We start from the raw sequence: 22140 nt of genomic DNA, 5'->3' as shown, positions 1-22140 counted from the left end.
AACCGGGCGGGGTCGGCCGGATCGGCCCGGTGGGCCGAAGCGGCCGGGGAGGCCCGCTACTTGCCGGACTCGACCCGCTTCTTCAGGCCGGCCAGGGCCCGGTCGATGATGACCTTCTCGGCCTTGCGCTTGATCATCCCGAGCATGGGGATCTTGACGTCCACGGTGAGGACGTACGTCACCTCGGTCGCCCCCGCGCCGGCCGGCTTGAGCAGGTACGAGCCGTCGAGGGAGCGCAGCATCTGGGACTTCACCAGCGTCCACGACACCTCGTGCTCGCCGGTCCAGGTGTACGCGAGGACCTGGTCGTCCTTGATCGCGCCCGCGTCCATGACGAGACGGACCTGCTCTGCGCGCCCCTGCGCGTCGGAGGCGAGGACCTCGGCCTCCTTCACCTCGCCGGTCCACTCGGGGTAGCGGGCGAAGTCGGCGATCACTCCCATGACCTCGGCCGGCGCCGCCTCGATCGTGATGCTCGAACTGGTGTGCTCCGCCATCGCCCCGGCTCCTCCAGACGCGGTCCGTGTGTGCAGCGTGAAGGCTACCGCGCGTGCGCCGCGCCGTTGTCACCCCACCCTCGTACCGCCCCGTCAGAACTCCAGCGCCCACGGCTTTCCGGCGCCGGCGAAGTGCCCCACGTTGACGCACTCGGTGGGCCCGATCCGCATCCGGCGCGCCAGCGGCTGGTGGACGTGGCCGAAGAGGGAGTACCGGGGGCGGGTTCTGCGGATCGCGTCCAGCAGCGCCCGGCTGCCCCGCTCGAAGCGGCGCGCGACGGTGTCGTAGACGAGGTCGGGCACCTCCGGCGGGATGTGCGTGCACAGCACGTCGACCTCGCCGACGGCCTCGATCTTCGCCGCGTACTCCTCGTCGCCGATCTCGTACGGCGTGCGCATGGGCGTCCTCAGGCCTCCGCCCACGAAGCCGAAGACCCAGCCGCCGATCTCCACCCGCTGCCCGTCCAGCACCGTCGTCCCCTCACCGGCGAACTCGGGCCACAGCCGCGGGATGTCGACGTTGCCGTAGGTCGCGTACGTCGGGGTGGGGAACGCCGCGAACATCTCGGCGTACTGCTTGCGCACCCCTCGTTCGATCACCGCGGCCCGGTCCTCGCCGACGCCCGCCCACAGCCGCGCCCCGAGCTCCCGCGCCTCCTCGAAGCGGCGGGCGGTGCGCAGTTCGACGAGCCGGTCGGCGTTCTCGACGCCGAAGAGGTCGGGGAAGATCCCGCGGGAGTGGTCGGCGTAGTCCAGGAAGAGCACCAGGTCGCCGAGGCAGATCAGGGCGTCCGCGCCCTCCCCCGCGCGGGCCAGGTCGCGCGCGTTGCCGTGCACGTCGCTGACCACGTGGATGCGTGTCCTGCCGCTGCCGGACGGTGTGGGTGCCATGGCGATCAAGGGTAGAAGGCGCGGCACACCTGTGAACAGTGGCGACCGAAATACCGGTTACTGGCCAGTTAGTAAAGCGGTGGACTACTGTGCGCGAGGAAACACCAATCTGTGTGACGCAGCGAACATCTCGCCGGGCCCCCCTGTCAAAGAAGCCATACCGGCGGGTAACGTCCGGGCAGTCCAGTCGTGCTCAGGTTTCGGCCAACGGGTCCCGGCCCGTCGGCGGACCTGTGCACCGCCCGAGCCTTGGACCGCACCGTCGCATCGCACAACGTCGTGGCGCCGGCGCCCTATGAGGAGCAGCAGTCTTGCGCGAGTTCAGCCTTCCGGCTTTGTACGAGGTCCCCGCGGACGGCAATCTGACCGACATCGTCCGCAGAAACGCCGCGCAGCACCCTGACGTCGCCGTCATCGCCCGCAAGGCGGGCGGCGTCTGGCAGGACGTGTCGGCCACGGCGTTCCTGGCCGAGGTGCACGCCGCGGCGAAGGGCCTCATCGCCGCCGGCGTCCAGCCGGGCGACCGGGTCGGCCTGATGTCGCGCACCCGCTACGAGTGGACGCTGCTCGACTTCGCCATCTGGTGCGCGGGCGCGGTCACCGTGCCGGTGTACGAGACCAGCTCGCCGGAGCAGGTGGGCTGGATCCTCTCCGACTCGGGCGCCACCGCGGTCGTGGTGGAGCTGGACGCGCACGCCGCCGCCGTGGAGTCGGTGCGGGACACGCTGCCCGCCCTCAAGCACGTGTGGCAGATCGAGAAGGGGGGCGTGGAGGAGCTCGGGCAGCTCGGCAGGGACGTCTCCGACGCGGCGGTCGAGGAGCGCAGCTCGCTCGCCAAGGCCGACGATCCGGCCACCATCGTCTACACCTCGGGCACGACCGGGCGCCCCAAGGGCTGTGTCCTGAGCCACCGCAGCTTCTTCGCCGAGTGCGGCAACATCGTGGAGCGGCTGCGGCCGCTGTTCCGCACCGGCGAGTGCAGCGTGCTGCTCTTCCTCCCCCTCGCGCACGTCTTCGGCCGACTGGTGCAGATCGCCCCGATGATGGCGCCGATCAAGCTGGGCACCGTCCCGGACATCAAGAACCTCACCGACGAACTGGCCTCCTTCCGGCCGACGTTGATCCTGGGCGTGCCGCGCGTCTTCGAGAAGGTCTACAACTCGGCCCGGGCGAAGGCGCAGGCGGACGGCAAGGGCGCGATCTTCGACAAGGCGGCGGACACCGCGATCGCGTACAGCCGGGCGCTGGACCTGCCCTCGGGTCCGTCGATCGGCCTGCGGATCAAGCACAAGGTCTTCGACCGGCTGGTCTACGGCAAGTTGCGCGCGGTGCTGGGCGGCCGGGGCGAGTACGCGATCTCCGGGGGCGCGCCGCTGGGCGAGCGTCTCGGCCACTTCTTCCGCGGCATCGGCTTCACCGTCCTGGAGGGCTACGGCCTGACGGAGTCGTGTGCGGCGACCGCGTTCAACCCCTGGGACCGGCAGAAGATCGGCACGGTCGGGCAGCCGCTGCCGGGCTCGGTGGTGCGCATCGCGGACGACGGCGAGGTGCTGCTGCACGGCGAGCACCTGTTCAAGGAGTACTGGAACAACCCCGGGGCGACGGCGGAGGCGCTGGCCGACGGCTGGTTCCACACCGGTGACATCGGCACCCTGGACGAGGACGGCTACCTCAGCATCACGGGCCGCAAGAAGGAGATCATCGTCACCGCGGGCGGCAAGAACGTCGCCCCGGCCGTGATCGAGGACCGCATCCGGGCGCACGCGCTGATCGCGGAGTGCATGGTGGTGGGCGACGGGCGGCCGTTCGTGGGCGCGCTGGTCACCCTCGACGAGGAGTTCCTGGACCGCTGGGCCGCCGACCACGGCAAGCCGGCCGGGTCCACCGCGGCGTCGCTGTGCGAGGACGCGGACCTGCTGGCCGCGGTCCAGACGGCGATCGACGACGGCAACGCCGCGGTGTCGAAGGCGGAATCGGTGCGGAAGTTCCGCATTCTCTCCTCCCAGTTCACGGAGGACTCGGGCCACCTCACGCCGTCGCTGAAGCTCAAGCGCAACGTCGTGGCGAAGGACTACGCGGCGGAGATCGAGGCGATCTACGGCAAGTAGAGCCCCTCTCAGCCCTCCTGACGGAGTGTCATCGGGCGCTCGGTGTGCGGGTCATGGCGCGGTGTCCTCAGCGAGGACCCGCGCCATCGTGCGTTCGGCGAGCGCGGTGATGGTGACGAACGGGTTCACCCCGATCGACCCGGGCACGAGCGAGCCGTCGGTGACGTAGAGCTTCGAATACCCCTTCACCCGGCCGTAGTCGTCGGTCGCCTTCCCCAGCACGCAGCCGCCCAGGGGGTGGTAGGTGAAGTCGTCGGCGAAGACCTTGCTCGGTGAGCCGAACAGGTCGTAGCGGTAGATGGTGGAGTTCGCCGAGTTGATCCGGTCGAACAGCTTCTTCGCCATGCCGACCGAGACGGCGCTCTGCGCCGCCGACCAGCCCAGTTTCACACCGCCCGAGGTGCTGTCGTACATGAACGCGGCGCGCTCGGGGTTCTTGGTGATCGCCAGGTAGAGGCTGACCCAGTGCTCCAGGCCCGTGGGCAGCGGGGCGATCTCCGCGAAGACGGGGTTGGCGGTGTTGGCCCAGTCGTCGATGCCCATGACCGGCATGGTCGACTGGTTGGCGCCGACGGTGTCCCACAGGTGGTTGGCCCGCCCCAGCATCACGTTGCCGTTGGTTCCCCAGCCGGCCCCGACGCTCGCGTCGAGCGCGGGCAGCGTGCCCGTCTCCCGTGCGCGCACGAGGAGTTCGCTGGTGCCGACGCTGCCGCCGCCGAGGAAGAGGTAGGTGCAGCCGTACTGCTTGGTCTCCACGACCTTCCCGGTCACGTCGATGCGGTCGGCGGTGAGGACGTACGTCCCGTCGGCGGCGCGGCTGACCGCGCGGACCTTCTCCAGGGTGTGCACGGTGACGTTGCCGGTGCCGAGCGCGGCGGCGATGTACGTCTTGTCGAGGCTGCGCTTGCCCTGGTTGTTGCCGTAGATGACCTCGCCGCCGAGCGCCGACTTCGTGGCCGTGCCGTCCGCCTCGCGCCGCATGTAGCCGAAGTCGTAGACGTTGGGCACGAAGGCGGTCTTCAGGCCGGCGTTCTGGGCGTGCTTGCGGGAGACCCGGGTGAACCGGTACCAGTCGGTGGACTCGAACCAGGCGGGGTCGACCGAGTTGACGCCGAGCATCGAACGGGCGCGCGGGAAGTAGGTGCTGTACATCTCGTTGACGTCGACCGTCGGGAACTGCTCGGCGAAGTAGGACCGTAGCGGGGTGACCGCCATCCCGCCGTTGACGAGCGAGCCCCCGCCGACGCCGCGGCCGACATACACCGACATGTTCGCGAAGTGCACGCGGTCCAGGACGCCGGGGTAGGAGCTGATGTCCTTGTTGACGACGTCCAGCCAGAGGAAGCTGGCGAGCGGGGCCTCGGTGCGGGTGCGGAACCACATGGAGCGCTGGTCGGGGGCGGTGGTGGAGCAGAAGACCTTGCCGTCGGGGCCGGCGGTGTTCCACAGGCGGCCCATCTCCAGGACGAGGGTGCGGATGCCGGCCTGGCCGAGACGGAGCGCGGCCACGGCGGCGCCGTAGCCGGAGCCGACCACGATGGCTGGCGCGGAGTCGACCGCGTCGGGCTCGGCGGAGTGGGCGGAGGCGAGGCCTATGCGGGTGAATCCGAGGGTGGCCGCCGTCTGAAGGGCGGCCATTCCAAGGATTTGACGTCTCGTCAGCTGACGTTGGATCAGTTTTGGTGTCATGTGCGCAGCATGGGCGGTTTCTTCGCATACCGCCAGAGGTCGCGCCGGTTCTACAACAGGTCTTTCAGCCGATCCGCCAGCAGGTCCCAGCGCCACTTCTCCTCCACCCACCGCCGGCCGCGCTCGCCCATGCTGCGGCGCAGCTCCTCGTCGGCGAGGAGAGGGACGATCCGGTCGGCGGTGTCCTCGGGGGAGTCGCCGCGGACGACCCAGCCGGTCTCCCCGTCGAGGACGGCGTCGGGCGCGCCGCCGGAGTCGCCGGCGACCACGGGCAGCCCGGTCGCGGACGCCTCCAGGTAGACGATGCCGAGGCCCTCCACGTCGAGTCCGCCGCGGCGGGTGCGGCACGGCATGGCGAAGACGTCGCCGGCGCCGTAGTGCGCGGGCAGCTCCGACCAGGGCACCGAACCGGTGAAGCGCACCGAGCCGGCGACGCCCCGCTCGTGCGCCAGCCGGCGCAGGTCCTTCTCGTACGGCCCGCCGCCGACGATCAGCAGCACCGTCTCGGGCTCGGCGGCCAGGATCCGGGGCAGCGCCCGGATCAGCGTGTCCTGTCCCTTGCGCGGGACGAGACGGGAGACGCAGACGACGACCGGCCGGTCGGTGAGGCCGAGGCGCGCCCGCACCTCGTCGCCGCCGGAGCCCGGGTGGAAGGTCTTCTCGTCGACGCCCGGCGGCAGCTGCACCATGCGTGCGGCGGCGCCGGCGCTCAGCGCGGTCGCGATCCGCGAGCGCGTGTACTCCCCCAGGTAGGTGATCGTGTCGGTGGTGTCCCCGATCCGCCCGAGCAGCTGTCGCGCGGCCGGCAGCTGGGCCCAGCCGGCCTCGTGGCCGTGCGTGGTGGCGACCAGCCGGCGCGCCCCGGCCCGACGCAGCGCGGGAGCCATCAGCCCGAGCGGCGCGGCCGCCCCGAACCACACCGAGGTGCACCCGTGCTCCCGCAGCAGCCCGACGGCCCTCCGGGTCGCGGCGGGCGTGGGCAGGAGCATCGTCGTCGCGTCGCGGACGACGGTGAAGGGCTGCTCGGCGTCGAAGGCGGCCGTCGCCTCGACGCCCTCCCGGCCCCGCTTCCAGGTGGACGCGTAGACGACGATCCGCTCGGGGTCGAGACGGAGCGCCATGTTGTGCAGGAACGCCTGGATCCCCCCCGGCCGGGGCGGAAAGTCGTTCGTCACGATCAGGGTCTTGTCCATCGCCGCCGACCCTATCCAACCGCCGGCCGGTTCAGCCGAGCTGCTCCTCCGCGTAGGTTCGCCAGGTCGTGGTGAAGGCCTCGGGGGTGGTGCTCAGGGTGGACTTCATCGCGTGTTCCAGTGCGTCCGTGCGCCGGGGGTGGGCTCCGACGGCGCGGTAGAAGGCGTCGAGGCGGGCCTCGCCCCAGTGGGCGGCGATCAGGCGGCAGGCCAGCCAGCCGGACTCGTAGGCACGGGCCAGCCGGGTCGCGTCGCCGGTGAAGGCGAAGTCCTCGTCGGCGGGCAGGGCCGTCGGGGTGCGGCCCTCGGTGACCGCCTTCTGCAGTTCGGGGGCCACCTGGGACGGGGTGCGGCCGGTGCCGCGGTAGCCGACCCAGTCCGCGTACCCCTCGGACAACCACAGCGGGGTCGACGGGCCGGTGTGGGCCCGGGTGGCGACGTGCGCGGTCTCGTGGGTGAGCACGACCTGCCGGCCCACGGGGCCGAGGACGCCGTAGGCGTCGGGGTTGACGATGATCCGGTCCGCGGGGGCCCGGGACGCGCCACCGGTCTCGCCCGTGGTGACGGCGGCGATCCCCCGGTAGGAGGCGGCCGGCGAGCCGAGCAGCGCCGCCATGCCGTTCAGCGAACCCGGCACGAGGACGACGACGTGCCGCGCCCAGTCCTCGCCCCAGGCCGCCGAGACCGCCGGGACCGCGCGGTCGGCCAGGTCGGCGAAGGCCCGCAGCTGCCCGCCGGTGCGGCCGACTCCGAGGACCAGGCTGTGCGCGCCCCGGGCGACGGTCACGGCGCCCTGGTCCCACAGCTGTGCGCCGGCCTTCGGCGCGGGCCGCTCCGAGGCCACCGCCCAGGTCCCGGCGGCGGTGCGGGCCAGGCGCAGGGTGCGGGCGGCGGTCACCGGGGCCCGGTCGTAGCCGTCGACGCGGTAGCTGAGCTCGGCCTCGGCGGTGAGGGAGTCGCCGTCACGGCGGGCCGAGGTGACCCGGTAGGACCAGGCGGCCAGCGGCAGGGACCGCAGGCGGGCGTACCCGGCGCGCTCGCCGGTGGCCGCGTAGGCGTCGGCGTCGTGGGCCAGGACGGCCGCCGCGCGGCGGTCGAGCAGGCGCTGCGCGGCGTCCTGCGCGGTGTCCGCCGGCGGGTGCGCCCCGCCGCAGCCCACGAGGAGGGCGAGCAGCAGGGCGGTGACGGTTCGCACCCCGCGGATTCGCCTCTGCCCGGCCATCCCCCGATCGTACGGGGGCCCGACAGGGCCCCCGGCCGCACGGAGCTTCAGGGTCGCGTGACCGAGGACACCGGCATCATCCCGACCGGGTCGTAGCGGACCGGGGCGCCCGGGTACGGGGCGTGGATGACCTGGCCGTCGCCGACGTACATGCCGACGTGGCTGGCGTCGGAGCGGTAGGTGACGATGTCGCCGGGGCGGGCCTGGGAGAGGGGGACGCGGTGGCCGGCGTGCGCCTGGGCCTGCGAGGTGCGCGGGAGGGAGAGGCCGGCCTGCGCGTAGGACCACTGCACGAGGCCCGAACAGTCGAATCCGGTGGGGCCGTTGGCGCCCCACACGTACGGTTTGCCGAGCGCGGAGCGGGCGGCGGCCAGGGCGGCGGCCGCGCGGCCCGAGGCCGCCGCGCCGCCGGGGCCGGACAGGTGGCCGCGGCCGGACCGGGAGGCCCTGTCGTACGCGGCGCGCTCCGCGGACGGCAGGGAGTTCAGCAACTGCCGTGCCCTGGCGAGCTTCTGCTCGACGCTCCGCTTGTGCGCGGCGACCGCCCTGCGGCTCTCGTCCAGTTCACCGAGCCTGCGCACGGCCTCGGCGCGTTCCTGGGCGAGTTCACGCAACGCGCCCTGGAGGTCCTTGAGTTGGCTCGCCTGGTGGAGGGTGATCCGGTCGAGGGCCAGGGCCCGGTCGAGGTAGTCGGCCGGATCGTCGGAGAACAGCAGCGCCAGGGCCGGGTCGAGGCCCCCGGAGCGGTACTGGGCGCCCGCGAACGCGCCGAGCCGCTCACGCAGGTCGTTGACGCGCGCCTGCTGACGGGCGACCCGGTCCTGCGACTCGCCGACCTGGCGGCGCAGCGTCCCGGTGCGCTCCGCCGCCTCGTTGAAGGCCTCGGTGGCCTTCTCCGCCTGCGTGTAGAGGCGGTCGACCTCGGCGCGGGTGTCGTCGAGCGGTGCGGCGGGGGCCGGTACGGCGGCGAGGGCGCCGAAGGCTGCGGTCGCGACGGACAGGACGCCGAGGGCGCCCCGGTCGAACCCGGACGGTGCAAGGCGGCGATGGGACCCCACGGGAAGCCGCGCTCCTTCCACTGGCGGACGAGGAACGGGCCAGACAGTAGCCCCGCCACCGGGGGCCCACCAAAGACCTCCGCGGGCACACAACGTGACACCCCGCCTATGACGCAGGTCATGGGCGGGGTGCGGGGTCAGTTCACGTCGTGGCGATTCGCCCGTTCGGGCGGCATGGTGTCGTGATCTTGATGGCGGCGGCCGACCGGTCGGCTGGTCCGCTCAGATCCGGACGCCGAACTGGAACGGCATGTTGCCGATCGACTCGTAGCGCACGACGGTGCCGGTGCGCGGGGCGTGCAGCACCTGGCCGTTGCCCGCGTAGAAGCCGACGTGGTGCTGGTCGCCGTAGAAGATGACCAGGTCGCCGACCTTGAGGTCGGACTGGGAGTAGATCCGGGTGCCCGCGTTGGCCTGGTCCTGCGAGATGCGCGGGATCTTGACGCCGGCCTGGGCGAAGGCCCAGGAGGTCAGGCCCGAGCAGTCGAAGGAGGACGGGCCGGTGGCGCCGTAGACGTAAGGCGAGCCGATCTTGCTCTGCGCGGCCTGGAAGGCGGCCATGGCGCGGCCCGAGGCGGGGGCGGTGTTGCCGAGGTCGACGCGGTCGCCGGCGTCACGGCTGGCGCGGGCGTCGGCGGCGGCGAGCGCGGCCTTCTCCTTGGCGGAGAGCGTGTTGAGCAGCTTCTGCGCCTCGGCCAGCTTGGACTGGACTTCCTTCTTCTTCTTGCCCAGTTCGGTCCGCGTGGTGGCGAGGTCCTTGAGCTTCTCGGACGCCTCGGCGCGGTCCTGGGCGAGTTCGCGCTGCTTGTCCTGGATCTTCTTCAGCGCCTCGACCTGCTGGGCGCTGAGCTGGTCGGCCGCGGAGGCCTTGTCCAGGTAGTCGTCCGGGTCGGACGACAGGAAGAGCTGGAGGGAGGAGTCGATGGAGCCGGTGCGGTACTGGGCCGCCGCGGCGAGACCTATGCTGTCGCGGAGCCCGTTGAGCTCGTCCTGGCCGCGGGCCACGTTGTCCTGGATGGTGGAGATCTCCTTCTGGAGCTTCTCCTGCTTCTCCTTGGCCCCGTTGAACTTCTCCGTGGCCTGTTCGGCCTGCTCGTAGAGCGCGTCGACCTTGGCCTTGACCTCGTCCTTGGTCGGCTTCTCGCTGGGCGCGGCGTTGGCCGCCTGCGAGCTCAGGGCCACAGCGGCAGCGGCGGCGGTGGTCAGCACGGTGACGCGTGCGCGGCTCGGCTGCTTGGGTCGACGGTGGGACGCCACGGAGGACGACTCCTTCTTGTGAGTGATCACTCGTGTGGAGGTTCGAAGGCAGACCCTAGTGACCTCCCCGTGATCACTTCAAATCCTGGGCCAAAAAATCTCGGTTACACACCGCATTTTTTGACCTCAATCCACATGCGGTGATGCCCGGTTGACGCTACGTTGCGTGACGATTGCGCCAATTCGGGCATTAAACCTTTACGTTGACCTTCAGGTCAGTCGCTTCAGGAGTACCGCAGAAGCGACAGGCCGCGCCCCCGCCTTGGCGACCCCGTCGGCCACCTCGCGGTCGGTCGAGGCGACGATGACCGGCCGGCCCGGCGGCTCGGCGCGCACCAGCTGGCGGATGAGCTCGTCGGCGGTGACGCCCGGCTTGGAGAACAGCACCCGCACCCCCCGCGGCGGCGCCAGCAGCACCGGCGCGGCCAGTTCGGCCCCGTCGAAGACACAGGTGACCTCGGCGCCGGTCTGCGCGGCGAGTTGCGAGAGCTGGCCGAGCAGGCGCAGCCGCTGCTTCTCCAACGGCATCTGCGGATAACCGGTCTTGGTGACGTTGTAGCCGTCGACCACGAGATGGGCCTGCGGCAGAGCGAGCAACTGGTCGAGGATCGCCGGGTCGTTCTCCGACAGGGCGCGAGCGGCGATGTCCTTCGGGGTCATCCGCCCCGGTTCGACCGCGTCCACGGTCTGCGCCGGACGGACCGACACCGGCGGCAACGCCAATTCCCTGCGCAGCCCTTGGGCCGCGTCCAGCACGGTGTCCAGCAGCAGCCGCACCCGCATGTCCTCGACGCTGCGGCCCTCGCGCGCCGCCCGCCGCGCGGCCTCCAGGGCGGCCTCCGCCTCCCCGAGCCGGGCCTTCAGCCGCCGTGACTCGCTCTCCGCGGCGGACACCTGCGCCTGCCCCTCGGCCCGCTGGGCCTCGGCCTGTTCCTGCGCCTTGCGCAGCGCCGCCTCACCCCGCTTGACGTCGCTGAGGGCCGAACGCAGCTTGCGCTGAAGCGATTCCGCTTCCTTCTTCACCACGTCCAGCTCTACGCGCAGCCGCTCGGTCTCGGCCCGGGTGTGCTCACGGGCCTGCGCGAGTTCCTCCCGCAGCCGCTCCAGCTCCGCCCGGCTCTCCTCGTCGGCCCGCTCGGCGTCCGCGCGCTGCGCCTCCTCGCCGGCCGCCGTGACCAGCTTCACCCAGTCGACGGGCCGCAGTACGTAGGCCGCGGCCGCCACATCGAGCGGATCCGCGGCCGGGGGCGGCGAGCCGGAGTCGAGGGCGCCGGCGAGTTCCGGCTGCGCCTCTCTGAACTTCTCGGCGATGCGCTGCCGGAACAGCGTGTCCGTCTCCAGCGCGGCCGCCATGGCGTTGCCCGCGAACTTGGCCCGGCGGTTCGGGGCGAACCGGGCGTACTGCCGCAACTGGGCGGGCAGTTCACCGACGGTCAGCCCGCCGAAGCCGTCCGAGACGATCTGCACGACCCGGCGGCGCACACCGTCGGGCAGCGGACGGTCGAGCACCTCAGCGGCGCCGTCGCCCGGCCCCCCGCCTGCGCTCTCCACCATCCGTCACACCCCACTAGCTGTGCGGGCCCTGCTCCCTCAGGAGCCGGCGCCCGGCCTGTCGACGAGTTCCACCTGGTCCACGGCGTTGCACCAACGGCACCGCACCGACTCGATGGTCTCACTGACCACCTCGCGCTCCTCGACGTTCGACTCACCCGCCAGATCGAGGTGCACGTACTCGACGACCTTCGACGAGCGCGTCACGTCGAACCGGGTGAGATTGCCGCACAGCGTGCAGCGCCACCGCGTCGTGGCGGTCGGCAGGGGAACCGTCATCGTGGCTGTCCGCTTCCTTCTAGTGTCGGTCTTCCGCTGGTCGGGCACCCACCGGACGCCCGGCGGGCACCCTGTGCGTGTGGCTCGTAACCCTACGGCCTGGCGGGTACTCGCCGCCCATCCGTCCACGGCGGCGAGGCGGTACGGGGGTGTGCGTCCCGTTACGTCATGCTCTGTGTCCATGATCAGCGACTGGAACGGGGCTCTGGACCGGGCGATCCGGCACCCCGCCGCACCGGTGACGTACACAACGATCGCGCTGTGCTGTGTGCTCTTCGCGATCAGCCCCGCCTCCGGCCTCAGTCCCGGGTACGGCTCCGGCGAGGAGCTCGCGGCCGCGCAGCGGGCCTACTTCCGCCGCTGGGGCGTGATCCCGGCCGACCTGTTCGACGGCTCCCCGCGCGCCCTCCTCACCCCGGCCACCGCCCTGTTCGTCCACGGGACCTGGGTGCACCTGCTGGGCAACATGCTCTTCCTCTACGTCTTCGGGGCGATGACCGAGCACCGGATGGGCCGCGTGCAGTTCTCGCTCTTCTTCCTCGGCTGCGGCTACCTGGCCCTGTCGGGCTACGCCGCCGCCAACGCCGGCTCCGGACAGCCCCTGGTGGGGGCGTCCGGGGCGATCTCGGCGATCCTCGGCGGGTTCCTGTACCTGTTCCCCCGGGCGCGGGTGACCAGTCTCCTGCCGTTCCTGTTCTTCCTGCCGCTGCGGTTCCCCGCGTGGGTGGTGCTGCCCTTCTGGGCGGCGCTGCAGTGGCTGGCGGCGGGCCGGGCCGGGCCGGGGCCCGGGGTGGCGTACCTGGCGCACCTGATGGGGTTCGGCCTGGGCTTCGGCTACGCGTGGGCCCGGTTCAACGTGCCCACTAGAGTGAAACCCGCCCCCACTCCGTCCCCCGAGGGAGAGAACCAGCCGTGATCACCGCGATCGTCCTCATCAAGACCAGCGTGGACCGGATTCCCGAGATCGCGGAGTCGATCGCCTCGCTGGAGTCCGTGAGCGAGGTGTTCTCCGTGACCGGGACGTACGACCTGATCGCCATGGTGCGGGTGCGCCGGCACGACGACCTCGCCGAGGTGATCCCGGGGCGGATCAGCAAGATCCCCGGCGTTCTCGGGACGGATACGCATGTAGCTTTCCGCACGTATTCCCAGCACGACCTCGAGGCGGCTTTCGCCATCGGGCTGGACTCCTAGGGCGTTCGCCCGGGCGTCTGCGGGGCGTGGATCGTGCGCGGTCGGCGGCGGCCGGCCGCGCAGTTCCCCGCGCCCCAGGGCGTGTCGCCCCTGACGTGGGCTGCGTCATACCGCCGGTACGCAGCGGCCGTCTTCCGTCCTGTACCGCCACTTCGCGCCCTGCGTCACCAGTTCCCGCACCGCGTGGACGAAGCGGTCCACGTGCTCGTCCGGGGTGCCCGCGCCGAAGCTCACCCTGATGGCGTTGAGGGACTTCTCGCCCGGCGCCGCCTCGGGGGCCCCGCACTCGCCCTGGGTCTCGGGGGCCGTGCCCAGCAGGGTGCGGACCAGGGGGTGGGCGCAGAAGAGGCCGTCGCGGACGCCGATGCCGTACTCGGCGGAGAGGGCGGCGGCGAAGTGGGAGCTGTTCCAGCCCTCGACGACGAAGGAGATCACGCCGACCCGCGGGGCGTCGTCGCCGAAGAGGGAGAGGATCCGGACTTCGGGGACGTCCGCGAGGCCCTCGCGGACCTTGGCGATCAGGTGCCGCTCGCGGGCGACCAGCGTGTCGAAGCCGGCCTCGGTGAGGGCCTTGCAGGCCGACGCGATGGAGTAGGCGCCGATGACGTTCGGGGAGCCGGCCTCGTGGCGGGCGGCGCTGTCGTGCCACTCCACGTCCACTCCCCCGTCCTCACGCCGGGTGACCTTGCGGCTCGCTCCGCCGCCGGCGAGGTAGGGGTCGGCGGCCCGGAGCCAGTCGGCGCGGCCGGCCAGGACGCCGGAGCCGAACGGGGCGTACAGCTTGTGGCCGGAGAAGGCGACCCAGTCGACGTCCAGGTCCCGGACGGACACCGGGTGGTGCGGAGCAAGCTGGGCGGCGTCCAGGACGATCCGGGCTCCGTGCGCGTGGGCGGCGGCGGCCAGCTCCCGTACGGGCCACAGCTCACCGGTGACGTTGGAGGCGCCGGTGACGCAGACCAGGGCCGGGCCGTGGCCCCCCTCGATCGACACAGCACGGGCGGCGAGGGCGCGCTCCAGGGTCTCGACGGCCTGGCCCGGGGTGCGCGGGGCGTCGAGGTAGGTGACGCGGGCGTCCCGCCAGGGCAGCAGCGAGGCGTGGTGCTCGGTCTCGAAGACGAAGACCTGGCAGCCGGCGGGCAGGGCCGCGGCGAGCAGGTTCAGGGAGTCGGTGGTGGAGCGGGTGAAGACCAGCTGGTCGTCGGCGCGGCAGTCGAGAAACTCGGCGACCGTCCGGCGGGCGTTCTCGAACAGGTCGGTGGAGAGCTGGGAGAGGTAGCCGGCGCCGCGGTGGACGCTGCCGTAGTACGGCGCGTAGGCCGCCACGTCGTCCCAGACGCGCTGGAGGGCGGGGGCGCTGGCCGCGTAGTCGAGCGCCGCGTAGGCGACTTCGCCGCCCGTGACGAGCGGGACGGTGACGTCCCCGCCCAGAACGGGCAGCGGGGCACAAAGCGACGGGGCGACGGCAGCGGTGGAGACGGACATGGCGGAACTCCCGTGAGAGACAGGCGGATTCACCACGCGAGCGGATACGGCTCGAGCGCGGGAAAGGGTGAAAGGGGTGTGCGGAGGCGGGGCTCTGCGGCCCTATCGCATTCGCTTGCTCACAGAAGGCTCCCTCGATGACCAGGATCCCTGGGCTGTGCTCATCTCAAGAGCGTGAGGGATCCGCGCTTGCCGCGGACCTCGCTGCCCACGGCCTGGTCTTCACCCGGGGCACCCCGCCACGGACGGAGGGTTGCCGGACAGTCGGCCGGGGCCTCATGACTGTCACTCATGACCTGCGAAGGAACGTACGCGATGGGTTCGCGGTCCCGCAACCCGTGTCCGGATCGCGGGACCGCGTCACGTCCGGCCGGTGCCGGGGCGCTACGCGTTGCTGGCGGCCACCCAGCGCTCCAGCGCACGCTTGGCCGCACCGGAGTCGACGGACTGCGCCGCCTTGTCCATGCCGGCGCGGAGCTGCTCGGTGAGCGGCGCGTCCGAGGGGTCCAGCGCCACCAAGGCCGCCGCGGAGTTCAGCAGGACGGCGTCGCGGACCGGGCCCCTCTCGCCGTCCAGCAGCCGGCGCGCGACCTCCGCGTTGTACGAGGGGTCGGCGCCGCGCAGCGCCTCCACCCCGACCAGTTCGATGCCGACGTCCCGCGGGTCGAAGGTCTCCTCGGTGACCTTGCCGTCGCGGACGACCCAGACGCGGGAGGTGGACGTCGTGGTCAGCTCGTCGAAGCCGTCGTCGCCGCGGAACACCAGGGAGGAGTTGCCGCGTTCGGCGAAGACGCCCGCGATGAGCGGGGCCATCCGCGGGTCGGCGACGCCCACCGCCTGCGCCTTCACCCTGGCCGGGTTGGTCAGCGGGCCGAGGGCGTTGAACGTGGTGCGGATGCCCAACTGGCCGCGCGCGGCGGCCACATGACGCAGCGCCGGGTGGAACTTGATCGCGAAGCAGAAGGTGATCCCGGCCTCCTCGGCGACCTCGGCCACCCGCCGCGGGGTCAGTTCGAGGTTGACGCCGAGCTTCTCCAGGACGTCGGAGGCGCCGGACGCGGAGGACGCGGCCCGGTTGCCGTGCTTGACGACCTTCGCCCCGGTGCCGGCGACGACGATCGAGGACATCGTGGAGATGTTCACGGTCTTCGCGCCGTCGCCTCCGGTGCCGACGATGTCGACGGTCCGCCCGGGCACGTCGATGACGTTGGCGTGCGCGTACATCGTCCGGACCAGGCCGGTGATCTCCTGGACGGTCTCGCCCTTGGCGCGCAGCGCCACCGCGAACCCGGCGATCTGCGCGTCGGTGGCCTCGCCTCGCATGATCAGGTCCATCGCCCAGGCCGTGTCGTCCGCGGAGAGGTCGCGGCCCTCCAGCAGGCCGTTCAGCAGAGCGGGCCAGGAGCGGCCCGCCGCGGTGTCGCCTCCAGCGGGGGTCACAGCGCTCATAGGGCCGCTCCTGGGTGTCGTAGAAGAGTGCGGTCCCACCCTATCCAGCCGCGGGGAACCGAAGGGCCCCGTCCGAACACCGGACGGGGCCTTTCAGTGTGGTGTGGCGACGCAGTGATCAGTGGTGGCCGTGGCCGCTCGTGATCTCCCGGTACTCCTCGACGGTCGGCTTGGCGATCTGGTTCTCCTCGCCGTAGTACGCCTTGCTCAGCTTGGCGCGGACCTTCTCGGAACGCTTCACCTTGCGCTCGACGCCGTTCTCGTCGACCGTGGGGCCGATCTCGGCGGGCTGGTACTGCTCGTGCGCGGTGAGCGTGTACAGGGCTTCCTGGCTGAGCGGCTCGTGCACCTCGATGAACTCACCGTGCGGCAGGCGCTTGATGGTGCCGGTCTCGCGGCCGTGCAGCACCTTGTCCTTGTCGCGGCGCTGGAGGCCGAGGCAGATCCGCTTGGTGACCACGAAGGCCAGCACCGGTCCGGCGAAGAAGCCGATCCGGACGAACCAGGTGACCGCGTTGATCGACAGGTGGAAGTGGGTGGCGACGATGTCGTTGCCACCGCCGATCAGCATGATCATGTAGCCGGTGACCCAGGCGACGCCGAAGGCCGTGCGGGTCGGGGCGTTGCGCGGACGGTCCAGGATGTGGTGCTCGCGCTTGTCGCCGGTGACCCAGGACTCGATGAACGGATACAGGGCGATCACACCGAGGAATAGACCGAAGAGCACCAGCGGGATGAACACGCCCAGGACCAGCGTGTGACCCCAGAAGTTGATCTCCCAGCCCGGCATGGCGCGGATCAGGCCCTCGGCGAAGCCCATGTACCAGTCGGGCTGGGCGCCGGTGGACACCTGGTCCGGACGGTAGGGGCCGAGCACCCAGATCGGGTTGATGGACGCGATGCCGGCGATGGCCGCGATGGCGCCGAAGACCAGGAAGAAGAAGCCTCCGGCCTTGGCCATGTAGACCGGCAGCAGCGGCATGCCGACGACGTTCTTGTTGGTGCGGCCGGGACCCGCGAACTGCGTGTGCTTGTGGTAGAAGACCAGGATCAGGTGGCCGACCACGAGCCCGAGCATGATGCCCGGCAGCAGCAGGATGTGGATCGAGTAGAACCGCGCGACGAAGTCGCCGCCCGGGAACTCCCCGCCGAACAGGAACATCGAGATGTACGTGCCGACGATCGGCATGGACAGGATCGCGCCCTGCGTGAAGCGGACACCGGTGCCGGAGAGCAGGTCGTCCGGGAGCGAGTAGCCGGTGAAACCGGTGAACATGCCCAGGACGAACAGCAGGAAGCCGAACAGCCAGTTGATCTCACGCGGCTTGCGGAACGCGCCGGTGAAGAAGACGCGCATCATGTGCACGAACATGCCGGCGAGGAAGATCACCGCGGCCCAGTGGTGGATCTGCCGGATCAGCAGACCACCGCGCACATCGAAGGAGATGTGCATGGTCGAGTTGAACGCCTCGGACATCAGCTGTCCCTGGAGGGGGACATAGGAGCCGTGGTACTCCACCTCGTTCATCGACGGGTGGAAGAACAGCGTCAGATACACACCCGTGAGGATGATGATGATGAAGCTGTAGAGGCAGATCTCGCCCAGCATGAAGGACCAGTGGTCCGGGAAGATCTTGCGCATGTTGGCCTTGGCCAGGGAGTAGATCCCCAGCCGACCGTCGGCCCAGTCGGCGACCCGCTCACCTGCGGGCGCCTTGCGGCGGTCGTCCTTGTTGCTCATCCGCGCTCCCAGAATGCAGGACCGACGGGCTCTTCGAAGTCGCCGAGCGCCTCGAGGTAGCCCTCGTCGTTCACACCGATACGCAGCTGCGGCAGGGCGTGACCGGCCGGGCCGAAGATCACTCGGGCACCGTCGGACAGGTCGAAGGTGGACTGGTGGCAGGGGCACAGCACGTGGTGCGTCTGCTGCTCGTACAGGGAGATCGGGCAGCCCACGTGGGTGCAGATCTTCGAGTACGCCACGATGCCGTCGTGCGACCACTCGAGCTCGCGCTTGTCCTTGATGTTCTCCGGCTGGATGCGGACGATCATCAGGGCGGCCTTGGCGATCTCGTTCTGGAAGTCGTGGTCGGTCTCCTCGAGACCCTCCGGCTTGGCGAAGGTGAGGGAGCCGACCGCGACGTCCGAGGGACGCAGCGGCTCGTTGGTGTTCATGTTGACGAGCAGCTTGCCCTTGCCCCACAGCGTGTGGCGCAGCTTGTCCCCGGGCAGCGGGCCGAGGTCGCGCAGCAGCACGACGCCGGAGAGCGGGAACAGGGCCAGCGCGCCGAACATCGTGTTGCGGATCAGCTTGCGCCGGCCGAGCGCGGACTCCTTGGCGCCCTGCTTGAAGTCGGCCATGACCTTGGCCTTGACCTCGGGGCTCGCCTCGATCGCGTGACGCTCGTCGGCGACCTCCTCGTCCGACATCAGCGTGCGGGCCCAGTGGACCGCGCCGGCGCCGATGCTGAACAGGGCCGTGCCGAGGGTCAGGCCCAGCGCGAAGTTCATCGCGCTGATGTGACCGATCGGGAACACGAAGATCGACTTGTCGTGCGGGATCGTCACGTACGAGGCGATGAAGCCGACGGTGGCCAGCATCGACAGCGTGAACAGGAGGGCGACCGTACGCTCGGACCGCTTGGCGGCCCGCTCGTCGATGTCCTGGACACGGTGCTCGTGGGGCGGCAGCCCCGGGTCCGCGAACGGGTGCTGCTCGTCCGCGACGCTCACCGCGCCGTGCGCGCCGTGGCGGGCGTCCTGCTCAGCGGGCAGGTTCTCTTCTGGAATGTCTTGGCTACTCATGACTTCTTGGCCTTTGCGGTCCGGGCGGCGACCCACACGGCGACGGCGATCAGTCCGCCGAGACCGAAGATCCAGCCGAACAGACCCTCGCTGACCGGCCCGAGGCCGCCCAGTTCGAGACCGCCGGGGCTCTCCGTCTCATCTCCGTTGACCGCGTTCAGGTACGCGATGATGTCCTTCTTGTTCTGCTCCGACATGGTGGTGTCGGGGAAGGAGGGCATGTTCTGCGGGCCGGTCTGCATGGCCTCGTAGATGTGCTTCGGGTCCACGCCCTCGAGCGAGGGGGCGTACTTGCCCCGGGTCAGGGCGCCGCCCTTGCCGGTGAAGTTGTGGCACTGCGCGCAGTTGGTGCGGAACAGTTCACCGCCCTTGGCGATGTCCGCGCCCTCCGGACCGTACTCGGCCTCGGTCGGGACGGACGGGCCGGCACCGAGCGAGGCGATGTAAGCGGCCAGCTGGTCGATCTGGGCCTGCGTGTAGACGACCTTCTTCTTCGGCACCTGGGCGCCCTGGGAGGTCGCCGCGGGCATACGGCCGGTGCCGACCTGGAAGTCGACGGCGGCGGCGCCCACGCCCACGAGGCTCGGACCGTCGGAGGTGCCCTGACCGCCGGTGCCGTGGCAGCTGGCGCAGCCTACGGCGTAGAGCTTCTTGCCCTCGTCGATGGCGAGGGACTGGGCGGTTTCATCTGCCTGCGCCTTGCTCGCGGGTGCGAACGCGGCGTACAGCCCCCCGGTGCATGCCAGCGCGAGGAGTAGGACGACGAGCGCCGCCAGCGGATGGCGTCGTCGTGCGGAGAGCTTTTTCACGGATTACCCCGGTGTCAGGATCTTCTGCGTCGATGCTTCTGGAATGTGCGGGTGCGGGCCCCGGCTACTTGATCATGTAGATCGTGGCGAAGAGGCCGATCCAGACGACGTCGACGAAGTGCCAGTAGTAGGACACGACGATCGCGGCGGTCGCCTGCTCGTGGGTGAACCTCCTGGCCGCATAGGTGCGTCCGAGGACCAGCAGGAAGGCGATGAGACCGCCCGTCACGTGCAGGCCGTGGAAGCCGGTGGTCAGGTAGAAGACCGAGCCGTAGGGGTCGGACGAGAGCGAGAGGCCCTCGTGCTTGACCAGCTCGGTGTACTCGTACACCTGACCGCCGATGAAGATCGCACCCATGATGAAGGTGACGATGAACCAGCCCCGGAGCTTCTTCACGTCACCGCGCTCGGCGGCGAACACGCCGAGCTGGCAGGTGAGCGAGGAGAGCACCAGGATCGTGGTGTTCGTCGCCGAGAACGGGAAGTTCAGGGCTGCGGCCTGTTCCTTCCAGAACTCTGGACCCGTCACCGATCGCAGGGTGAAGTACATCGCGAAGAGGGCCGCGAAGAACATCAGCTCGGAGCTCAGCCAGATGATGGTTCCGACGCTGGTGAGGTTCGGCCGGTTGACCGACGGGTGCGCGTGCCCGGTATCTACTGTCGTTGCTGTCGCCACGACCGACATTATGTCGGTCGCTTATCTCGCCCTCACTCCCGGGGGTGCCGTTCGGAGTGTCCGTACCGTGTGGAGTGCCCGGATGGCCCACCACGGGGGTGTTCCGACAGGTGTTGACGTGGTCTTCAGGGGAGTAGCATCCGCCCCATCGGTACCCGGAAGTTCCACTCCAATGACGCGGAGGAACCATGCAGGCGACCGCCACGGTGCTGGTCTACAGCGACGACGCCCGGACCAGGGAGCAGGTGCGGCTGGCGACCGGACGGCGGCCCGCGCCGGACTCCCCCGTCGTGGAGTTCATCGAGTGCGCGACGCACGCGGCGGTGCTGAAGGAGCTGGACGCGGGCGGGGTCGACGTCGTGGTCCTGGACGGGGAGGCCGTGCCCATGGGGGGCATGGGGCTGTGCCGGCAGATCAAGGACGAGGTGTTCCGGTGCCCGCCGGTGCTGCTGCTCATCGGGCGGCCGCAGGACGCCTGGCTGGCCACCTGGAGCCGGGCGGAGGCGGCGGTGACGCTGCCGGTGGACCCGGTGGAGTTCGCGGCGGCGCTGGCCGCCCTGCTGCGCGAGAAGCGGCTGCAGAGCGCCTGAGGGGGCTCTGAGCGGCCCTGCGCCCTTTGGGAGCTATCGGCCGCTTCTTGACGGCTCCGGAGCCCTGAGCTGCTCCGGGCGCCTTCTGGGCGGCCCTGGGCGGCTTCGAGGCCGTCTAGACGGCCGTCGGGCGCAGGCGGGTGGTGTCGGGCTGCGTCTTGTGCGCGTCGGCCGTCAACGCGCTGCCCTCGGTCCACTTCTTCCAGTCGACGTTCCAGTCCCCGAAGCCGTTGCCGAAGGTCTCCATCGTGCGGCCGTTGCTGTTGACGACCTGCACGACGTCGCCCTGGCGGACGTGGTCGAAGAACCAGGCGGCGTTGGCGGTGCTCATGCCGGTGCAGCCGTGGCTGACGTTGGCGTACCCCTGGGAGCCCACCGACCACGGGGCGGCGTGCACGTACTCGCCGCTCCAGGTGACGCGGGTGGCGTAGTAGACGGGCAGGTCGTACGAGTCCGAGGATCCCTCGGGGATGCCGATGCTGGTGCCGCGCATCCGGACGAAGTACTCCTTGCCCAGGACGACCTTGACGCCGTTGCGGGTCTCGAAGCCGGGCTTGCCGGTGGTGACCGGGAGCCGCTTGACCTCCTCGCCGTTCTTGGTGAGCGTCAGCGTGTGCGACGCGGCGTCGGTGAGGGCGATGACGCGGTCGCCGATGGTGAGCGAGAGGTCCTTGCCGGCTCCGCCCCAGAGGCGGTCGCCGATCTTGATGCCGTCCAGGTTGCTGTGCACCCGGATCGTGGCGTGGGCGGGCCAGTACTCCTGCGGGCGGTAGTGGAGCTGCTTGTCGTCGACCCAGTGCCAGCCGCCCTGGACGGCGGGCTGCGACTCGACCTTGAGGGCCCGTTCCACGAGGGCGCGCTGCGCGGGGTCCTTGACGGGCTGGCTCAGTTCCGCGGTGAGGGGCTGGCCGACGCCGTAGGTGCCGGCCTGCGGGCCGAAGGCCACCGTCAGGCGCTTCTTGTCGGCGGGCTTGCCGGTCACGAAGGACAGGACGCGGCGGCCGGGGGCGCCGTCCTCGTCCTCCGTGCTGACGCGGACCGTGTAGCGGGCGTCGGCGGCGAGCGGCTCGGTGCTGCGCCAGCGGGCGCCGTCGGCGGACAGCTCGCCGGCTATGTAGCGGCCGGTCGCGTCGAGGGCGGTGACGTCCGTTATACGGCCGTCCGCGGCCCGCGCGGTGATCTCCAGGGGCTTGTCCGGGTCGGCCTTCTCGGCCTCGCCGGTGGGCCCGTTGAAGGCGATCTGGTCCGTGGCGTCGTAGGGGCGCGCGGCGAGGGGGTTGTCGTCCTGGCCGCAGGCGACGGCGCCCTCGGCCAGGGCGATCACCAGCAGGGTGCAGCCGACGACGGTACGGGGGTGGGGGCGGGGGCGGGGTGCGTGGCTCATGTGGAT

Annotated in this window: 20 protein-coding genes and 1 riboswitch; of the genes, 4 read left to right on the top strand and 16 right to left on the bottom strand. The window is 70.9% G+C overall.

What is annotated here, in order from left to right; genetic code table 11:
- Positions 1 to 56: 56 nt before the first annotated feature.
- Positions 57 to 497, bottom strand: a complete 441-nt coding sequence (locus tag EV567_RS04065; RefSeq protein WP_130437173.1) for an SRPBCC family protein — start codon at positions 495 to 497, stop codon at positions 57 to 59.
- A gap of 93 nt (positions 498 to 590) precedes the next feature.
- Complete coding sequence (locus EV567_RS04060) at positions 591 to 1388, bottom strand: metallophosphoesterase (protein WP_130437172.1); 798 nt, start codon at positions 1386 to 1388, stop codon at positions 591 to 593.
- Between the two features lie 311 nt (positions 1389 to 1699).
- On the opposite strand from EV567_RS04060, the gene EV567_RS04055 reads away from it, so the two are divergent.
- Complete coding sequence (locus EV567_RS04055) at positions 1700 to 3496, top strand: long-chain fatty acid--CoA ligase (protein ID WP_130437171.1); 1797 nt, start codon at positions 1700 to 1702, stop codon at positions 3494 to 3496.
- Between the two features lie 51 nt (positions 3497 to 3547).
- Here EV567_RS04055 and EV567_RS04050 read toward each other — a convergent pair whose 3' ends face one another.
- The 7 genes from EV567_RS04050 to EV567_RS04020 all read right to left on the bottom strand — a co-directional run bounded on the left by EV567_RS04050 (position 3548) and on the right by EV567_RS04020 (position 11745).
- A complete protein-coding gene (locus tag EV567_RS04050) occupies positions 3548 to 5134 on the bottom strand; it encodes a GMC oxidoreductase (protein WP_130437170.1) in 1587 nt (528 codons plus the stop codon).
- 101 nt (positions 5135 to 5235) lie between these two features.
- Positions 5236 to 6378 carry a glycosyltransferase family 4 protein gene (locus EV567_RS04045; protein WP_130437169.1) on the bottom strand — a complete coding sequence of 381 codons (1143 nt, stop codon included), beginning with the start codon at positions 6376 to 6378 and terminating at the stop codon, positions 5236 to 5238.
- Between the two features lie 31 nt (positions 6379 to 6409).
- Positions 6410 to 7600 (bottom strand): hypothetical protein, encoded by a 1191-nt coding sequence (locus EV567_RS04040; RefSeq protein WP_130437168.1) that lies wholly within the window; start codon positions 7598 to 7600, stop codon positions 6410 to 6412.
- Between the two features lie 47 nt (positions 7601 to 7647).
- On the bottom strand, positions 7648 to 8658 hold the full coding sequence (locus EV567_RS04035; RefSeq protein WP_130437167.1) for an NlpC/P60 family protein: 1011 nt from the start codon (positions 8656 to 8658) through the stop codon (positions 7648 to 7650).
- Between the two features lie 222 nt (positions 8659 to 8880).
- Positions 8881 to 9915, bottom strand: a complete 1035-nt coding sequence (locus tag EV567_RS04030; RefSeq protein WP_130437166.1) for an NlpC/P60 family protein — start codon at positions 9913 to 9915, stop codon at positions 8881 to 8883.
- A 210-nt stretch (positions 9916 to 10125) separates the two neighbouring features.
- A complete protein-coding gene (locus tag EV567_RS04025; protein WP_130437165.1) occupies positions 10126 to 11469 on the bottom strand; it encodes an NYN domain-containing protein in 1344 nt (447 codons plus the stop codon).
- 36 nt (positions 11470 to 11505) lie between these two features.
- Positions 11506 to 11745, bottom strand: coding sequence for a hypothetical protein (locus EV567_RS04020; RefSeq protein ID WP_130437164.1), 240 nt, complete (start codon positions 11743 to 11745; stop codon positions 11506 to 11508).
- A gap of 181 nt (positions 11746 to 11926) precedes the next feature.
- Here EV567_RS04020 and EV567_RS04015 point away from each other — a divergent pair, with 181 nt between their 5' ends.
- Complete coding sequence (locus EV567_RS04015) at positions 11927 to 12661, top strand: rhomboid family intramembrane serine protease (protein ID WP_130437163.1); 735 nt, start codon at positions 11927 to 11929, stop codon at positions 12659 to 12661.
- Positions 12658 to 12939, top strand: a complete 282-nt coding sequence (locus tag EV567_RS04010) for an Lrp/AsnC family transcriptional regulator (protein ID WP_130437162.1) — start codon at positions 12658 to 12660, stop codon at positions 12937 to 12939. Before EV567_RS04015 ends, EV567_RS04010 begins: the two co-directional genes overlap by 4 nt.
- Positions 12940 to 13044: 105 nt before the next feature.
- Here the strand turns inward: EV567_RS04010 and EV567_RS04005 are convergent, their stop codons facing one another.
- From EV567_RS04005 to EV567_RS03980, 6 genes are all read right to left on the bottom strand, one after another.
- Positions 13045 to 14421, bottom strand: a complete 1377-nt coding sequence (locus tag EV567_RS04005; protein ID WP_130437161.1) for an aminotransferase class V-fold PLP-dependent enzyme — start codon at positions 14419 to 14421, stop codon at positions 13045 to 13047.
- Between the two features lie 180 nt (positions 14422 to 14601).
- Positions 14602 to 14718: riboswitch (SAM riboswitch) on the bottom strand.
- A gap of 87 nt (positions 14719 to 14805) precedes the next feature.
- Positions 14806 to 15870, bottom strand: a complete 1065-nt coding sequence (gene trpD, locus EV567_RS04000; RefSeq protein ID WP_130437160.1) for an anthranilate phosphoribosyltransferase — start codon at positions 15868 to 15870, stop codon at positions 14806 to 14808.
- Between the two features lie 118 nt (positions 15871 to 15988).
- Positions 15989 to 17611 carry a cytochrome bc complex cytochrome b subunit gene (locus tag EV567_RS03995; protein WP_130437159.1) on the bottom strand — a complete coding sequence of 541 codons (1623 nt, stop codon included), beginning with the start codon at positions 17609 to 17611 and terminating at the stop codon, positions 15989 to 15991.
- Positions 17608 to 18675 (bottom strand): ubiquinol-cytochrome c reductase iron-sulfur subunit, encoded by a 1068-nt coding sequence (locus EV567_RS03990; RefSeq protein ID WP_130437158.1) that lies wholly within the window; start codon positions 18673 to 18675, stop codon positions 17608 to 17610. Before EV567_RS03990 ends, EV567_RS03995 begins: the two co-directional genes overlap by 4 nt.
- The gene (locus EV567_RS03985) at positions 18672 to 19484 is read right to left on the bottom strand and encodes a c-type cytochrome (protein WP_130437157.1); all 813 of its coding nucleotides are present in this window, start codon (positions 19482 to 19484) and stop codon (positions 18672 to 18674) included. Before EV567_RS03985 ends, EV567_RS03990 begins: the two co-directional genes overlap by 4 nt.
- A 64-nt stretch (positions 19485 to 19548) precedes the next feature.
- The gene (locus tag EV567_RS03980; RefSeq protein ID WP_130437156.1) at positions 19549 to 20169 is read right to left on the bottom strand and encodes a heme-copper oxidase subunit III; all 621 of its coding nucleotides are present in this window, start codon (positions 20167 to 20169) and stop codon (positions 19549 to 19551) included.
- 179 nt (positions 20170 to 20348) lie between these two features.
- Between EV567_RS03980 and EV567_RS03975 the strand changes: the two genes are divergently transcribed.
- Positions 20349 to 20750, top strand: a complete 402-nt coding sequence (locus tag EV567_RS03975) for a hypothetical protein (protein WP_130437155.1) — start codon at positions 20349 to 20351, stop codon at positions 20748 to 20750.
- Between the two features lie 115 nt (positions 20751 to 20865).
- Here the strand turns inward: EV567_RS03975 and EV567_RS03970 are convergent, their stop codons facing one another.
- Positions 20866 to 22134, bottom strand: a complete 1269-nt coding sequence (locus tag EV567_RS03970) for an Ig-like domain-containing protein (RefSeq protein ID WP_130437154.1) — start codon at positions 22132 to 22134, stop codon at positions 20866 to 20868.
- Positions 22135 to 22140 lie beyond the last annotated feature (6 nt).

It is taken from the genome of Streptomyces sp. BK239 (assembly GCF_004217285.1).
Lineage (GTDB): Bacteria > Actinomycetota > Actinomycetes > Streptomycetales > Streptomycetaceae > Streptomyces.
Note: the sequence above shows the minus strand (reverse complement) of the source record. Positions and strands in the feature narration are given on the sequence as shown.

What these genes read in the sequence shown, in the direction of transcription:
- EV567_RS03975 (WP_130437155.1), top strand. Translation starts at nt 20,349, where the DNA reads ATGCAGGCGACCGCCACGGTGCTGGTCTACAGCGACGACGCCCGGACC.
- EV567_RS04025 (WP_130437165.1), bottom strand. Translation starts at nt 11,469, where the DNA reads ATGGTGGAGAGCGCAGGCGGGGGGCCGGGCGACGGCGCCGCTGAGGTG.
- EV567_RS03995 (WP_130437159.1), bottom strand. Translation starts at nt 17,611, where the DNA reads ATGAGCAACAAGGACGACCGCCGCAAGGCGCCCGCAGGTGAGCGGGTC.
- EV567_RS04045 (WP_130437169.1), bottom strand. Translation starts at nt 6,378, where the DNA reads ATGGACAAGACCCTGATCGTGACGAACGACTTTCCGCCCCGGCCGGGG.
- EV567_RS04015 (WP_130437163.1), top strand. Translation starts at nt 11,927, where the DNA reads ATGATCAGCGACTGGAACGGGGCTCTGGACCGGGCGATCCGGCACCCC.
- EV567_RS04065 (WP_130437173.1), bottom strand. Translation starts at nt 497, where the DNA reads ATGGCGGAGCACACCAGTTCGAGCATCACGATCGAGGCGGCGCCGGCC.
- trpD (WP_130437160.1), bottom strand. Translation starts at nt 15,870, where the DNA reads ATGAGCGCTGTGACCCCCGCTGGAGGCGACACCGCGGCGGGCCGCTCC.
- EV567_RS03990 (WP_130437158.1), bottom strand. Translation starts at nt 18,675, where the DNA reads ATGAGTAGCCAAGACATTCCAGAAGAGAACCTGCCCGCTGAGCAGGAC.
- EV567_RS03970 (WP_130437154.1), bottom strand. Translation starts at nt 22,134, where the DNA reads ATGAGCCACGCACCCCGCCCCCGCCCCCACCCCCGTACCGTCGTCGGC.
- EV567_RS04050 (WP_130437170.1), bottom strand. Translation starts at nt 5,134, where the DNA reads ATGGCCGCCCTTCAGACGGCGGCCACCCTCGGATTCACCCGCATAGGC.
- EV567_RS03980 (WP_130437156.1), bottom strand. Translation starts at nt 20,169, where the DNA reads ATGTCGGTCGTGGCGACAGCAACGACAGTAGATACCGGGCACGCGCAC.
- EV567_RS04020 (WP_130437164.1), bottom strand. Translation starts at nt 11,745, where the DNA reads ATGACGGTTCCCCTGCCGACCGCCACGACGCGGTGGCGCTGCACGCTG.
- EV567_RS04040 (WP_130437168.1), bottom strand. Translation starts at nt 7,600, where the DNA reads ATGGCCGGGCAGAGGCGAATCCGCGGGGTGCGAACCGTCACCGCCCTG.
- EV567_RS04060 (WP_130437172.1), bottom strand. Translation starts at nt 1,388, where the DNA reads ATGGCACCCACACCGTCCGGCAGCGGCAGGACACGCATCCACGTGGTC.
- EV567_RS04005 (WP_130437161.1), bottom strand. Translation starts at nt 14,421, where the DNA reads ATGTCCGTCTCCACCGCTGCCGTCGCCCCGTCGCTTTGTGCCCCGCTG.